The sequence below is a fragment of the Pedobacter sp. genome, assembly GCF_965227205.1.
In the GTDB taxonomy this organism is placed as follows: Bacteria; Bacteroidota; Bacteroidia; order Sphingobacteriales; family Sphingobacteriaceae; genus Pedobacter.
This window is the reverse complement of record NZ_OZ245727.1, coordinates 1,810,853-1,826,619: the sequence shown is the minus strand read 5'-3', so window position 1 is coordinate 1,826,619 and position 15,767 is coordinate 1,810,853. Positions and strand designations below refer to the sequence as shown.

The 15,767-nt window shown below is 34.2% G+C and carries 11 protein-coding genes and 1 tRNA gene; 8 read left to right on the top strand and 4 right to left on the bottom strand.

Annotated elements, in window-relative coordinates:
* Nucleotides 1-69 precede the first annotated feature (69 nt).
* The 5 genes from ACO05K_RS07880 to ACO05K_RS07860 all read left to right on the top strand — a co-directional run bounded on the left by ACO05K_RS07880 (nt 70) and on the right by ACO05K_RS07860 (nt 5,431).
* Nucleotides 70-1,548: a glycoside hydrolase family 30 protein gene (locus ACO05K_RS07880; protein ID WP_421943897.1), complete on the top strand. Its 1,479-nt coding sequence runs from the start codon at nt 70-72 to the stop codon at nt 1,546-1,548.
* Between the two features lie 9 nt (nt 1,549-1,557).
* Nucleotides 1,558-2,379 (top strand): SDR family oxidoreductase, encoded by an 822-nt coding sequence (locus ACO05K_RS07875; protein WP_421943896.1) that lies wholly within the window; start codon nt 1,558-1,560, stop codon nt 2,377-2,379.
* A 3-nt stretch (nt 2,380-2,382) separates the two neighbouring features.
* A complete protein-coding gene (gene uxuA / locus ACO05K_RS07870) occupies nt 2,383-3,558 on the top strand; it encodes a mannonate dehydratase (RefSeq protein ID WP_421943895.1) in 1,176 nt (391 codons plus the stop codon).
* A gap of 318 nt (nt 3,559-3,876) precedes the next feature.
* Complete coding sequence (locus ACO05K_RS07865; RefSeq protein WP_421943894.1) at nt 3,877-4,113, top strand: hypothetical protein; 237 nt, start codon at nt 3,877-3,879, stop codon at nt 4,111-4,113.
* An 85-nt stretch (nt 4,114-4,198) separates the two neighbouring features.
* On the top strand, nt 4,199-5,431 hold the full coding sequence (locus ACO05K_RS07860) for a hypothetical protein (protein WP_421943893.1): 1,233 nt from the start codon (nt 4,199-4,201) through the stop codon (nt 5,429-5,431).
* Between the two features lie 63 nt (nt 5,432-5,494).
* Here the strand turns inward: ACO05K_RS07860 and ACO05K_RS07855 are convergent.
* A tRNA-Arg gene (locus ACO05K_RS07855) sits at nt 5,495-5,568 on the bottom strand.
* A gap of 351 nt (nt 5,569-5,919) precedes the next feature.
* Between ACO05K_RS07855 and ACO05K_RS07850 the strand changes: the two genes are divergently transcribed.
* From ACO05K_RS07850 to ACO05K_RS07840, 3 genes are all read left to right on the top strand, one after another.
* A complete protein-coding gene (locus tag ACO05K_RS07850) occupies nt 5,920-8,295 on the top strand; it encodes a TonB-dependent receptor (protein WP_421943892.1) in 2,376 nt (791 codons plus the stop codon).
* Nucleotides 8,296-8,502: 207 nt separating this feature from the next.
* Nucleotides 8,503-8,943: a PaaI family thioesterase gene (locus ACO05K_RS07845; RefSeq protein ID WP_421943891.1), complete on the top strand. Its 441-nt coding sequence runs from the start codon at nt 8,503-8,505 to the stop codon at nt 8,941-8,943.
* Between the two features lie 163 nt (nt 8,944-9,106).
* A complete protein-coding gene (locus ACO05K_RS07840; protein WP_421943890.1) occupies nt 9,107-9,286 on the top strand; it encodes a hypothetical protein in 180 nt (59 codons plus the stop codon).
* Nucleotides 9,287-9,354: 68 nt separating this feature from the next.
* Here ACO05K_RS07840 and ACO05K_RS07835 read toward each other — a convergent pair whose 3' ends face one another.
* From ACO05K_RS07835 to yidC, 3 genes are all read right to left on the bottom strand, one after another.
* On the bottom strand, nt 9,355-10,626 hold the full coding sequence (locus ACO05K_RS07835; protein WP_421943889.1) for a nucleoside recognition domain-containing protein: 1,272 nt from the start codon (nt 10,624-10,626) through the stop codon (nt 9,355-9,357).
* A gap of 286 nt (nt 10,627-10,912) precedes the next feature.
* Nucleotides 10,913-13,771 (bottom strand): prolyl oligopeptidase family serine peptidase, encoded by a 2,859-nt coding sequence (locus ACO05K_RS07830; RefSeq protein WP_421943888.1) that lies wholly within the window; start codon nt 13,769-13,771, stop codon nt 10,913-10,915.
* Between the two features lie 167 nt (nt 13,772-13,938).
* Complete coding sequence (gene yidC, locus ACO05K_RS07825) at nt 13,939-15,747, bottom strand: membrane protein insertase YidC (protein WP_421943887.1); 1,809 nt, start codon at nt 15,745-15,747, stop codon at nt 13,939-13,941.
* Nucleotides 15,748-15,767 lie beyond the last annotated feature (20 nt).

Below are 15,767 nucleotides of genomic sequence, written 5' to 3'. Positions count from 1 at the left end.
ATTTCAGTGAATTATATTTTTAATTTATCAACCATATAAAACTAAAACCAAATATAATAACTGCAAATAATGAAAAATCATCTGAGTTTAATTTTACTTTTGGCAACATCGTTTTCTGCTTCATCTCAAATAAAAAAAGCAACAAAACCAGTTGTCAAAACACCGCAAACTTATAATTTAGGAAACCAGAAAGTTTCTGTTTACACAACGGCACAGAATTCTGATTACCGAATCCGTAAAACAGAAACCTTAAGTTTTGTAGTGAATAAGCAACCTTTTGAAACTGAACCTTGCATATTTATCGACCCGACAATTAAATACCAGACATTGGTTGGCATTGGCGGTGCTTTAACAGATGCATCAGCAGAAACCTTTGCTAAGCTTTCAAAGCAGAATCAGGATGAATTACTCGAAAAATACTATAACCCTGTAATTGGAATAGGTTATACATTAGCCCGTACAAATATTGCCAGTTGCGATTTCTCAAGCGGAAGTTATACTTACGTTCAGGATAATGATAAGGACTTAAAAACTTTTAGCGTAGCACACGATCAGCAATTTAAAATTCCATTAATTAGAAAAGCAATAAATGCTGCAGGAGGTAAATTACCATTATATGTTAGCCCTTGGTCGCCTCCGGCTTGGATGAAAGATAATAATAGCTTAATTCAAGGTGGACATTTGCTTCCCGCTTACCGTCAAAGTTGGGCAAATCACTATGTGAAATTTATTAAAACTTATGAATCTATAGGCATTCCGGTTTGGGGTTTAAGCGTTCAGAATGAACCCATGGCAAAACAAAGGTGGGAATCTTGCGTGTATACGGCCGAAGAAGAAAGGGATTTTATCAAAAACTTTTTAGGTCCAACGCTTCAAAAATCAGGATTAGCTTCGAAAAAGTTAATTGCCTGGGATCATAACCGCGACCAGATTTTTCAACGGGCAAGTACAATTTTAAACGATAAAGATGCGGCTAAATATGTTTGGGGCATTGGTTTTCATTGGTACGAAACCTGGACAGGCAGCGCTATGCAGTTTGGAAATGTAAAACAAACTCACGAAGCTTATCCGGATAAAGCACTGATTTTTACCGAAGGTTGTAAAGAAAAATACGATGTAAATAAATTAGACGACTGGACATTAGGCGAGCGGTATGGTTACTCGATGATTAACGATTTTAATAGCGGAACTGCGGCATGGACAGATTGGAACATTCTTTTAGATGAAAACGGTGGTCCAAATCACGTAGGTAATTTTTGCTTTGCACCCGTACATGCTGATACAAAATCTGATAAACTTATTTACACAAATGCATTTTATTATATGGGGCACTTTTCAAAGTTCATCCGTCCGGGAGCCAAGAGAATTGGTTCGGCTTCAAGTCGTGATAAGTTGCAAACCACTGCATTTATAAATACCGACGGAAAAATTGCGGTGGTTGTAATGAACCAGTCAGATGAAAAATTAAAATATAGCCTTTGGATAAAAGGTCAGGCTGCAACAACAACAAGTTTACCACACTCCATTTCAACGCTAATAATTGATTAATAAAATATAATGACCGAGAAATTGAATATTTTTTCACTGAAAGATAAAGTTGTAGTCGTAACCGGAGCAACTGGCGTTTTAGGTGAGGCTTTTGTAAACGGACTTGCAGCTGCGGATGCAACAATTGTTGTAATTGGAAGAAATGAAGAAATTGCCAGTTCAAGAGTTGATGAGGTAATCAAAAATGGTGGAAAAGCCATTTATATTATTGCTGATGTTTTGAGTGAACAAGATTTGTTAAACGCCAAATCAAAAATCATTGCAGAATTTGGTAGAATAGATGCACTTGTTAATGCTGCAGGCGGCAATGTTGCCGAAGCTGTTGTTCAGTCTAATAAAGACATTTTCGATATCAATATAAATGCTTTAAAACAAGCCTTTGATTTAAATTTATTTGGAACGATTTTACCAACTCAAGTATTTGGAAAAGAACTTGCTAAACAGGGTGGAAGCATTGTTAACATTTCGTCTGTTTCGGCATCGCAAGCCATTACCAGAGTTTTGGGTTATTCTTTGGCAAAATCTGCTATAGATAGTTACACAAAGTGGATGGCTGTTGAATTAGCCAACCGTTATGGAGAAAAACTGCGCATCAATGCAATAGTTCCCGGTTTTTTTATTACCAATCAAAACCGAGATTTGTTAACCAATGAGGATGGAAGTTTAACCGCCAGAGGTAATGCTATAATTGCGAAAACACCTTTTAAAAGATTCGGTAATCCGGATGAGCTGATAGGTGCTTTGGTTTATTTATTAAGTGATGCGTCAAAATTTGTAAATGGAGAAAATTTAACAGTTGATGGTGGATTTTGTGCATATTCTGGAGTATAATTTATGGAAAAAAAATATAAAAAATTAGAACAAACCTGGCGTTGGTACGGACCAAACGACCCGGTTTCATTACAAGATGTTAAACAAGCAGGTGCCACTGGTATAGTTACTGCATTGCATCACGTTCCGCATGGCGAAGTTTGGCCATTGGAAGATATTTTAGAACGCAAAGCGATAATTGAAGCATCTGGCTTAACTTGGTCGGTTGTGGAGAGTGTACCGGTACACGAGGCGATTAAAACCCGCAGAGCTGATGCTGATAAATACGTTGAGAATTACAAAACTTCGCTAAAAAATTTGTCAAAATGCGGAATAAAAATCGTTTGCTACAATTTTATGCCCGTTTTAGATTGGACGAGAACGCAGCTGGATTTAGAGATGAAAGATGGCTCTAAAGCATTATATTTCAACTGGATTGATTTAGCTGTTTTTGATATATATGTTTTGAAAAGATCGAAAGCCGAAGCAGATTACCCTAAATCTGTTCTAGAAAGAGCAGAAGCAAAATTTTCTAATCTGAATCAACAACAGCTCGATGATTTGCGAATTAACGTTTTAATGGGTATTCCGAATGAAAAGGAAATCGAATTGGAAACTTTGAGAAACAGCATAAGCGAATACGAAAAAATTGGCTTCAAAGGATTGAGAGAAAATTTAGTTTACTTTCTGTCTTCAATAGCAGATGTTTGCGAAAGCGAAGGAATTAAAATGACCATTCATCCTGATGATCCGCCTTACCCGATTTTAGGTTTACCTAGAATTGCAAGCACAATTGATGATTTTAATTACATCCTTCAAAATGTAAATAAACCGTTTAATGGCGTATGCTTTTGTACAGGTTCTTTAGGCGCTGGGGTAGACAATAATGCTTTGGAAATTTTTAATGTTGTAAAAGAACGTGTTTACTTTGCGCATTTGCGTAACGTTACAAAGGATGAGGACGGAAGTTTTTACGAAGCTGACCATTTAGGTGGCGATGTAAATATGTACGAAATTATGAAAGCTTTAAGCGATGAAAACGCACTTCGCGATAAATCAATACCATTCAGACCAGACCATGGCCATCAGATGTTAGATGATTTAGCTAAAGAAACAAATCCAGGCTATTCTGCAATCGGGCGCTTACGCGGACTTGCAGAGTTGCGGGGACTTGAAGTAGGTGTTACCGGAAACTATTAAGTACTTAATGAAGCTGTTTTAAAAAGATTTGTTTTGCTTTATTAGGTAAATTATATTTTTAACGGTCGTCATTCCCAATTCAATTGGGAATCTTAAAGCGATTTGTATAATGCTTTAGGATTACCGCCTTCGCGGGAATGACAAGAGAACGAAATAAGGTTTTCTCGTAAATTATTCAATTCTATTTTTTTAACAGCTTCTTTTTTATGTAAATAAATCCCTTTTTAAAACACCAAAGCTTTAACTTTGTTAATCTAAAGGATAAAGCAGATCATTCCAACCTAATAAAACCTTGCTTGTTCAGTTAATTAAATGATTATGAAAGAGCATAACAATCCTACCAAGAAAATATTAAAGCCTTCTGTAATTCATGATGATTTACCAGAGGTGAAAAAACCAGAGTATTTAAGGCAACGCCCATTGACTGATAACGATGCAGCCTTACCTGAAAACCCCGAACGAAATTACCACCACGACGAACTTCCTTCTTCAACAAGCAACCACGGTGAAATTAAACATGCAGATGATGATGTTTGGAATGGGGAAGATGCATAGATGATATAAACATTTTAATAATAAACTGATTCAAATAATCTTGATAATTCTATTAATCGTTACGCTATGAGGATATATTTATAAAATGAAGCCATTATTATTTATTGTATTATTTTTTGTTTCTAGTATTGTAACGGGTCAAATAAAATATCCAACAAAATCAGCTGCCTCAAAGGAAAACTTTAGTGATGAAAAGCCAGTTTTCAGCCCACCTAATGCATCATACGAAGAGATTTCACTAACTGATAGTTCGGATATCAAGTTATCTAATCTTACAAATTCAAAATTTATTAAAGTTAAGCCTGCTACTTATAGAAATGTTTGTCTGTATAGCTTTGAAGAGCTTAATAATGTAGTTTTAGATTTAACTGGAGCAGTTTTTGAAAATTGTACTTTTATTTTTGGAAAAGGAAAGGGATTAAAAATATTTGGCGGTGAGATTAAAGACACACATTCCAGAGTATTAAAGTTCTCTTTCGAATTAAATGATTTTCAGATATACAATACAAATTTTATTGATTGTGGTGATTATATTATCTCGGCATCAAATGTACTTAAATATGATGGAAGTGATGAAACATTAAATAAAGGGTTTAAAATAATGAATTGTAGTTTTATCAATTGTGGCCCCATTACAACGGAAGGAGAGTTAAATGATAAGAACGATAGCGGATTATTTAAGGATATCGAAATAGCTTACAATACCTTTAAAAATTCTCCACATACAGGAAAAGTATTCGAGGGTCGCAATCTTTGGAATTATTCAGTACATAATAATGTGGTTGATAGTATTAATCAGCAAAATAATAACCATAATGGAGTATTCGAATTACAAGGTAACGGAAAGTTTCATAGCAATCGATTCACTAATTATCAAGGGAATAGCATAAGAGCTTGGTTATTTTCTAGGGGCACAGAACCGTTAAATGTTGAAATTTACAATAATATCTGTTATAATACCAGGAAATACTCTGGTTTTGAGGTTCAAGAAATGAAGTGGTTAATTCAAGACGGAAAAACAACCTTTGCTAATGCATTTGTTTACAATAATACTGTTGGCGTTATGAATACTTCCAAAAGTTGGGAAGGCCAATTGCTTGATTTGTATCAAATCTCGGGTAGTTTAGAATTTTACAATAATCTTGGCTTTAATTTGAACCGTGCTATTAATCCGGTTACAGACATGATAAATTACAACGGCAACGCAGCAGGTGGCATGAAGAGATATAATAATATCTATAAACCTAATTATGAACAAGCAATATTAGATTTACATACATTTAAATCTAAACATAAAGGAATTGGAGCATTACTGTAAGAAAAATCAAATTTAGATAATCAAAAAAGCCCTCTTCAAAATTAATTGAAGAGGGCTTTTTAGTACCCCGGAAGGGATTCGAACCCCTGACCCACGGTTTAGAAAACCGTTGCTCTATCCAACTGAGCTACCGAGGCCCATTTTTTTAACGTGTGCAAATATAGAAGTTCTTCGCTATAAGCAGAAATAAATTTGAATAATTTCTTTACTTAAATTTAACTGATTAATAATTAGCGCATTAATTTTTTGATTCAAAACATACAATTAATCAAAAATTAAAGAAAATTAGTAATAGGAGTTATTAATCCACTAAAAGCAATTATGTTATATTAACAAAAAATAATAATTTGATTTATTTAAAATTAAATTTAGATTTGTCTAAAAATATATTTAGATAAATTACCATGCCTGTAAAATCCCTGTTTATTAGTCTTTCACTTTCTTTGATAACTTATGTCAGTTTTGCTCAAAAAGTAAAACTGAAAGGCTTGATAAAAAGCAAAAATATCCCTGTCAGTAACATCACGATACAATTATCTCCAACAGGAAAAATCACCAAAACAAATGAAGCAGGTATTTTTGAGTTTAATGATGTGAATACTGGTTTGTATCAAATCACATCTTCCGGATTGGGATATAAATCGTCACGATCTAGAATCGATTTAAAATCAGATTCAACCGTAGTGATTGAAATTGCTGAAAGTGCTTCAACGTTAAATGATGTTGTTGTTACAGGTGTAAATAGAGCAACAGAATTAAGGAAAAGTCCAGTGCCGATTGCTGTGCTTACTAAAAGAAGCATGGACCAAAATGTAAATACAAATCTTATTGAAGCAATTGTGAAAGGAATTCCGGGAGTTTCAGCCGTTACGACCGGTCCGAATGTTTCAAAACCCTTTATCAGAGGTTTAGGTTATAATCGTGTATTAACCTTATATGATGGTTTAAGGCAAGAAGGACAGCAATGGGGCGATGAACATGGTATTGAGGTTGATGAATACGGAATCGGCAGAGCAGAGGTTGTAAAAGGCCCTGCAAGTTTAACTTATGGTTCTGATGCTTTAGCTGGCGTTATTAATATGATTCCGGCAAATGCAGACTTGAGAGATAATGTTTTAAGTGGCGATTTAACCACGAATTATCAAAGCAATAACGGAATGGTTGGCTCATCGTTAGGTTTAAATTATGCTCAAAATGATTGGAAGTATACCTTTCGTGCAACCGGAAAAGCAGCTCATAATTATTACAACAAGGTTGATGGCTACGTTTATGGTACCGCTTTTCGTGAGTTTAATTTATCAGCATCTGCGAGGGTTGATAAAAAATGGGGTTACTCAAAAACTGCAATTACTTATTATGATAATTTAATGGAAATCCCGGATGGAAGTCGTGATTCGTTAACCAGGAAATTTACAAGGCAAATACTTGATGATGGCGATGATATAAAAAACAGACCAATCATTCCTGATAATCAATTAAAAAGTTATTCTATAAATCCACTTCATCAACATATTCAGCATTTTAGATTTTATAATTCAAGTCAGTTAAAATTTGCAAACAGCGATTTAAATTTTTTAATCGGCGGACAGCAAAGTGTTCGTAGAGAATATAATCATCCAACAGTTCCAAGTCAGGCAGGCTTAAACGTAGTTTTAAATACCTTAAATTATGATGTGAAATACAATCTGCCAGATTTTGGAGCAATTGAAAGTACAATTGGTATTAATGGAATGCTTCAAGGTAATAGGAGTAAGGATGCTACCGATTTTCCAATTCCAGATTACGATTTATTCGATATTGGTGCTTTTTATTTCGCGAAGAAAAGTTTCGGAAAGGTTGATGTATCCGGAGGAGTAAGACTCGACAGAAGAAGCATCAGCTGGAATAATTTTTATGTTGGCACAAATTCACAGACTGGTTTCGGTGAAAAAGTTGAAGCAAATCGTCCAGTTTCAGAACTTCAGTTTCCATCTTTTAAAAGAAATTATTATGGTTTATCTGGTAGTTTAGGTTTAACGTATAACATATCTGAAAAGCTGTTAGTTAAAGCAAATATTGCAAGGGGTTATCGTGCTCCGAATATTACAGAAATTGGTTCTAATGGTTTAGATCCCGGTGCGCACATTGTTTATTTAGGCAATCGTACTTTTAAGCCCGAATTTAATCTGCAACAAGATTTAGGCATTATTGCTTATTTAAAAGATGCAGATTTGAGTTTGGAAGTATTTAACAATGATATACAGAATTATATCTATCAATCGAGGTTGACTGATGAAAATGGAAATCCAGTTGTAATTGTTCCGGGTAATTTAACTTATCAATATCAGCAATCGAGAGCAAGACTTTATGGGGCGGAATTTAGTGTAAATGTCCATCCAGCAAACTTAAAATGGTTAAGTTTTAATAATAGTTTTGCTTATGTGGTTGGCTTAAATAAAAATAAGGAATTGTTAAATCAATATGGAAATGAAGCTAAGTATTTACCTTTTATTCCGCCAATGCAAATTCGTTCAGAAATTAAATTGACGGCAACCAATGAGCAGGGGTTTTTAAACAAGCCTTACTTTAAAATTGATGCAGCTATTTTTGCGAATCAAAATAAATTTTATGCTTTAGATGATACAGAAAGTTTTACTAAAGGGTATACCTTAATTAATGCCGGAATTGGTTCAGGAATAAAATCAAAATCGAATAAAACCATCTTGGATATCTTTGTACAGTGTGATAATATTTTTAATACTGCTTATCAATCTCATTTAAACAGGTTAAAATATTTCGAGTATTACAATAATTCTCCAAACGGGAGGAGCGGGATTTATAACATGGGTAGAAACTTTAGTTTTAAAGCGATAATACCTTTTTGATAGGATGGTTGCAGATGTAAAATGGAAGATGGGTGAGGGATAATGGAGTTGAGATGGACGATATTTTATTAGTTAATGTTTAGGGGTAAATAATTAATTCCGTCTCATCCATTTGCCATCTTACTATTTATCTCATCCTTTCACCATCTACCATATTACATCTTCCATCATCATGTCCCCTCATCCATTTTCATTATCTTTATCCTTATGGAAGAATCTTTAAGCGAGCAAAGGCTGGAATTTTTAAGAAAATCGATAGGAAACGTAATTTCAAATTCACCATCAAATTACATGAATTGGCTTGCTCCGGTTCTGGTAAAAGCCGAATATGGAATTTTGGTTTGTAAGTACACGGTTAGAAAGGAAATGACAAATCCTTACCAGATTTTGCATGGAGGTGTAACTGCCGGAATAATTGATGATTTAATTGGCGCCACAGTATTTACAATGGGTTTGAATGAGAGATACACAACGGTTAATAATTATATAGATTATTTTTCTCCAGCTGGAGAAGGAGACGAAATTATTGCTGAAACATCTATAGTTAAGAAAGGAAGAACAATTTTAAATCTTCAATGTGAGATATTTTTACCCTCTAAAAAGCGTTTAATAGCTAAAGGTTATTCCAATATGTTAAACATAGGTTAAGCTATTCTTAATGGGTTTAGAAAAAGTTGTTAATTCCTTTAAATTAACAAAACATTCTCATTATCTCGATGTTTTAACTTAACCTAAAATATAATGAGCCATGTTAGAAAATTATTCAACTCTGCAATTTATTGTTCGAGGCAAAATTTTTAAAGGTTTTTGCATGCGAATACAAGACGACTTTCATGAAACTTATGCCGTTGTTTTAGATGGTTACCATTCTTTCTGTATCTGGTTAGATAATAAAACCGAGAAATGGTGTGCATCTAAAAACGTTGTAATCGAAGCAGATGCACTTGATGAAATCATAAGCAGGATTTCAGTAACTCCACAAGTTTCTTAGTAACAAAACAAATAAAAAAAGCTTGAATGATTATCTCATTCAAGCTTTTTTCATATACAAGTAAATTATTATCCGAAGAAAAGATAAGCTAAACCAATAGCTGTACAAACTCCAACTAAATCAGCCAGAAGCATTGCACCGATGGCATATCTCGTATTTTTAATACTTACAGAGCCAAAATAAACCGCAATGATATAAAAGGTTGTATCAGATGCACCTTGAAATATTCCAGATAAACGGCTCGCAAAAGAATCTGCTCCATAAGTTTCCATTGTACTCACCATCATTCCTCTTGCAGCACCACCACTTAGCGGTCTGATTAAAGCAGTAGGTAAACCTTCAACAAATCTTGTATCTGCACCTAAAAAGGCAAAGAATGTTTTTATGCCACTAATTACCACATCAAATGTGCCACTGGTACGCAACATACTTATAGCAACCAACATTCCAACTAAATAAGGAATGATTTTAATCGCAGTATCAAAACCATTTTTTGCACCATCAATAAAAGCATCAAATACATCAATTTTTTTATATAAAGCACCTAAGATAATTAACAGAAACACGAGTAAGATTAATCCGTTACTTAGTATCCCTGAAAATGATTTTATACCATTTGCATCTAATGATGTAATGTAAACTACTAAGGCTGCAATTATTGTAGATAAACCTAAAATCCATCCAATAACAACTGGCTGAAGCAAGTTTATTTTTTGCTTAAAGGATACAATTAACATAGCTGCAATGGTACCAACAAATGTTACAATTAAGCAGGGAATGAAAATATCTGTAGGGTTTGAAGCGTTTTGCGAAGCACGAATGGCAATAACACTTACAGGTATTAAACTTAAACCTGCAGCATGTAAACACAGAAACATTATCTGCGAATTTGAAGCCGTATCCTTGCTCGGATTTAACTCCTGTAAACTTTCCATCGCTTTTAAACCAAAAGGTGTTGCAGCGTTATCTAACCCTAATAAGTTAGCCGAAAAGTTCATTATCATATGCCCCATTGATGGGTGACCTTTTGGTATTTCCGGAAATAATTTTGAAAAGAACGGCCCTACAATTCTTGAGAGTAAACGAATACCTCCGGCTCTTTCAGCAATGCTCATAAAGCCCATAAACAAGGCTAAAATTCCAACCAGTTTAAAGCAAAGTTCTACAGAAACCCAGCAGGTTTCAATTATTCCATCTAGCTTTAGTGGATTTGCAGGGTCGCTGGATTTTCCAACTACCATCCAATTAAAAATATCGCTTTGCCCGAAAAAGAAGCATTTAACGCCTGCCACAACAATTGCAACAATTATAAATGCCGACCAAATTCTACTTAATGCCATTTGTGTTGTTTAGTTTTTTTTTGATAGGTGTAAAATAGATTTTTTTTCTTTAGAAACATAATCAGGGAAAAAGCAGTCTTGCAAGAAACTTAAATCGAGATATTTAAATAATGAACAAAAAAAATCCGTAGTAATAGCAAGGCTACCAACTACGGATTTTTATTTTTATGTGTTGAGTTTAAGTTTTTCGTTAAGTGTTATTCGTTTGTTTACCCTAAACCCTAAACCCTAAACCCTAAACTTTTAACTTTTAACTTTTTACTTTTTACTTTACATTTTTGACTTATTAAGGTTTATCATCTGTCAACTCAAAACCCCATGTTTTTCCTTTTTCTGTTGCAGGTACTCCGCTTGTCATCCATGCTGGAGCTTTTGCACCTTTTAAGTAGTAATCAAAAAACTGCTGTTCGCGAATTTGAATATCCTTACGGTTTTGGCGTTGAACTAAGTTATGCGCTTCACCGTTATAATTTAACATCCAAACTGGTTTTCCTAAACGGCGTAAGCCGGTAAACATTTCAATACCTTGATACCAAGGCACAGCTCCATCCGCATCATTTGCCATTACAACTACTGGCGTATTTACTTTCGGGAACATAAATAATGGTGAGTTTTCTGTATACAGTTCTGGTTTCTCCCATAGTGTTGCACCAATACGGCTTTGAGTTTTTTCGTATTGAAACTGACGGTTCATACCGCTTTCCCAACGAATACCACCATAAGCAGAAGTCATATTTACAACCGGAGCTCCCGCCCATGCAGCTGCGTACATATTATTTTGCGTAATTAAATACGCAACCTGATAACCACCCCAACTTTGTCCTTGAATACCAATTTTGCTACCATCAACCCAAGCATTTTTCTTTAAACTTTCTACACCAGAATTAATAAATTCTACTGCAGATTGACCAGGGTGACCAGTTGTATAAGAAATATCTGGTGCAAAAACTAAATATCCGTTACTTACAAAGAATGAAATATTCAATCTTGAAGGAGTAGGAGCAGGAGCTTGATATCCATATAAACCATCAGATAATTTCTCATAGAAATAAACAATCATTGGATATTTTTTTGCCGGATCGAAATTTTCAGGCTTGTATAAAATACCTTCAGATTGATAACCTTTTGGAGTAGTCCATTTTACTAATTCAGCAGTTCCCCAGTTGTAATTCTGTTGCTGAGGATTTGTATTTGTTAATTTATTCTCCGTTTTAAAATCAGTTGTAACGTACACATTTGGCGATTCAACATAATTTCCTTTGTCGAAAATGTAAACATCAGCATCTTTAGCTTTTAAAAGATTTGAATATTTGCTTTTGCCCATTACAACTAAATCTGGATTTTTTATCGCACCAACGTTCTTGCGGTAAAAGCCATTTTCTTTAGTCAAATTATTGAAACCATCTAACCAAACCAATTCATTTGATTTAACAAATTTTGTATCAGCACCACGCTCAAAACGATTATCTTGTTGTGTTTTGTGATAACGAAGTGTGATTTTATTTAAACGTCCGAAGTTATTGGTAATGTTTTTTGGCTGAGATTTTCCATCTGGTGATAGCGACCATATATCGTATTTATCATAAATTAAAACAGCTTTATCGTCTTCAGTCCATGTTCCAATACCATAAGCTCTTGGATTATCTGGAACATCATTATCTTCATCAGCAAATTTAACCGTTAAGCCTGTATTAAGTTGTACAACTTTACCAGTTGCAACATTATAAGTAAACCAGTTCGATGTATTTTCATCAAAATAAATCACATAATTTCCACCCGGAGAAGCAGTAGCATTGCCATTTAACTTGTCGATTATCTTTTTGCGTTCTCCTGTTTTTGTGTTTACCAAATAATAATCTCTGGTTGTTGAGCCACTCCATTGCGATTCGATTCTTCTACCAAAATCTGTTGATGCTAAAACATAATCTACATCACCTTCTTTAACCAAATTTGCATCAGGTAATTTCAAATCTGTAAGTGGTATCACTTTCGGGTCGCTGCTAAAAACATCAATTACTGAAAGGAAACTTCTTTTACCATCTCTATCTGCATTTTTCAACTGCATGGGTTGTAAATAATCATCTTTATAATTCCAAACGTCAACCTTAGCAACCTCAAAATCTACAATTGTAGTGTCTTTTGCTTTTTTAACAGGTGCAATTCCGAAAAATAATTTTTTGCCATCTTTACTAAAAGAAACGCGTCCATCGCCACTAACCGACCATTTTGCAGGTAATCCCGGCATATCAAAATCTACAATGGTTTGTGCTGTATCTAATGATAATGAATTGTAATAAACGTTATAATCTTTTATTTCCTGTTTCTCCGGACTTTGTTCGCCGACAAAAGCTAAGTGCTCACTATCCTCATCAAAAGCAAAGCCTTTGAAACTTCCTTTTCCTTTAATAAGTGTTTTTAACGTGCCTTTTTCTGTATTCAATAGAAATACACCTTGTGCAGCTGCTTTATCTTTTTTAGAACCACTGCTGGCAAAAACTAATTGCTTTCCATCTTTACTAAAGGTGTATTCGGTTACATACTTATACGTCTGCTCTGTTCCGGTTAATAAATTTCGAACAATTAAATCTGTTCCTTCTTCCTTTTTCGGACCACCAGTTGGCTCATCATCAGCAAAATCGAATTCCGAATCTTTTTTTGGAGCTGTTGGAGTAGTTTTTTTGGCTGTATCAGGTTTATCTAACTGGTAAGCTAAAAATCCGCTGCCATTTTCAGGAAGTTTGAATGATTTAACTCTTGCGACTTTAGTTATTGCGTTAGTGGTTAAATTGGCAATTCCTAAAGTATCTTTTGGCATTGCATCAGGCTTTGTTTTTTTAATTTTAGCCTGACGTAAATCTTTATAAGCAGGTTTTATTAAGAAAGCAGCAAATTTAGAATCGTTGCTAAACTGACCTAATGATGCTCTCGGAATGGTTAATTTCGAATTGCTTTTTAAATTACTGATGTACAATGTTGCATCACCTTCTTGTTGTAAAATACTGTATAATGCCAATTGGCCATTATTTGATAATTGCTTTGTACCAATCGCTTCCCAGGTATCATAAACTTTATGATCCAGTGGTTTTTTCTGAGCATAGGCAAAGCTGGCAACGAAAAACAGAATTATTGTTAGTCTTTTTTGCATTTTATGAATAAATTAATTTGTTGGTTGAGATTTCAATCTCTAAAAATTGCAAATTTTTAGCTTATTAAGAAAGATGTACGCCAAATATTACAAAATTTAACCATTTATAAAACAAAACAGCCCGACTGCAATAAAGCAATCGGGCTGTTTTTATCTTTCTAGGATTATTATTTTTTTCCTTTTGATTGTACTTGTTGTTGCTGACGCATATAATCATCTAAACGTTGTTGAAACTTAGATTTTTTCTTTTTCTCATCAGCTGGTCTTGCTTTATTTTGTTGAATTAAAGCATGGATTTTATCATCATCAACCATTTTACGGATTAAGAACTGCTGACCAAACGTCATTAAGTTGGCTAAGAAATAGTAATAATTTAAACCTGCCGGATAACTATTTAAAACGCCTAAGAAGATAATTGGCATAATGTAACCAATGTATTTCATCTGACCAGTAGCACCAGAAACCTGATTGTTAAAATAAGTCATGATTAATGTAGAGATGGTCATCAATACACACATTAAACTTAAGTGGTCGCCAATAAATGGAAGTTTAAATCCAAAACGAATAAACTCATCATAAGTTGATAAATCTGTCATCCAAAGGAAACTTTCTTGTCTTAACTCAAATAAGTTAGGGAAGAAGAAGAAGAAAGCCATTACCAGAGGCAATTGTAAAACCATTGGTAAACATCCCCCAAGCGGATTTACTCCGGCCTTTTTATACAATTTTAGATATTCCTGTTGAACTAAAGTTGGATTATCTTCACCTACTTTTTCTTTAATTTCGTCCATTTCAGGTTTTAAAACCCTCATTTTAGCCATTGATAAATATGACTTATAAGTTAATGGAGCTAAAGCAAGTTTTAATAAAATGGTTAATACAAGAATAATTAAACCATAAGTCCAGCCAAAGCTGTTTAAGAAATTAAATACCGGCAATACGATGAAACGGTTAATGTATTTCAATGGCCAGTAACCCATATCAACTTGTTGCTCTAAGTCGTAACCTTGAGCTTTAAGTTCAGAGAATTTGTTGGTTCCGAAGTAGAATTCCATTTCGTAAACCTGATTTGCCTGATGCGTGTAAGGCAATTGCATACTTGCGCTGTAGTTTTTAACCAAGCCGGGCGTTGTAGGAACTTTAACTTCTAAAGTAGCTTTATCAAAAGCTTGTTTCGAAATTAAAGATGCCGAGAAAAAGTGTTGTTTAAATGAAACCCATTGAATTTTACCTTTAGTAAGTTCTTCTTTTTCATCTTTTGAAACACTTAAGTGATCTACATCACCATCTAAATATTTATAGTAAGGTGCAGAATAACGGTGCTCACTTTCAAGAGATTTTTCTTGTTGTAATAATGTTGCGTCCCAGTTAAGATTAATTGTATTACCAGCAATTACTTGTTGCATGCCAACCAAATTAACATGGAAACCAACTTTATTGCTTCCAGCTTTTAAATCGTAAACAAACTCAATATAAGCATTTGCACCGTAATCAGCCTTCATGGTAACCGTGTTGCCTGCTTTTGTTGATGTAAAATATAAATCGTTTGTATTAACAACTTTACCAGCAGCATTAAGCACTAAACCAAATTTGTTGGCTTCACCTTGAAATAAAATTGAAGGTTTGCCATCAAAAGTTTTCTGACCTTTAATTTCTACTGAAGATATTTTACCGCCTTTATTGCTTAAAGTAACTAATAGCTTTTCGTTATCAAGTAAAGTATTTGCTTGTGTACCACTTAATGCAGTTCCAAACGGGCCTTTTAAAGCTAACGAATCAACCGCAGGAGCAGTGGTTATAGCAGCATTTTTAACAGTATCTTTTGGTGCAACAACAGCACCGGCTTTTTTTATAGAATCTAATTGTTCTGTTTCTTTGGCTTTTTTAAGTTCTGCTTCACTAGGTTTGAAGAAGTAGAATGATCCTGCCAAAATGATCATAATCAGGAATAATCCTGTAAAGGTATTTCTATCCATTATTTGTATTTATGCTGCTG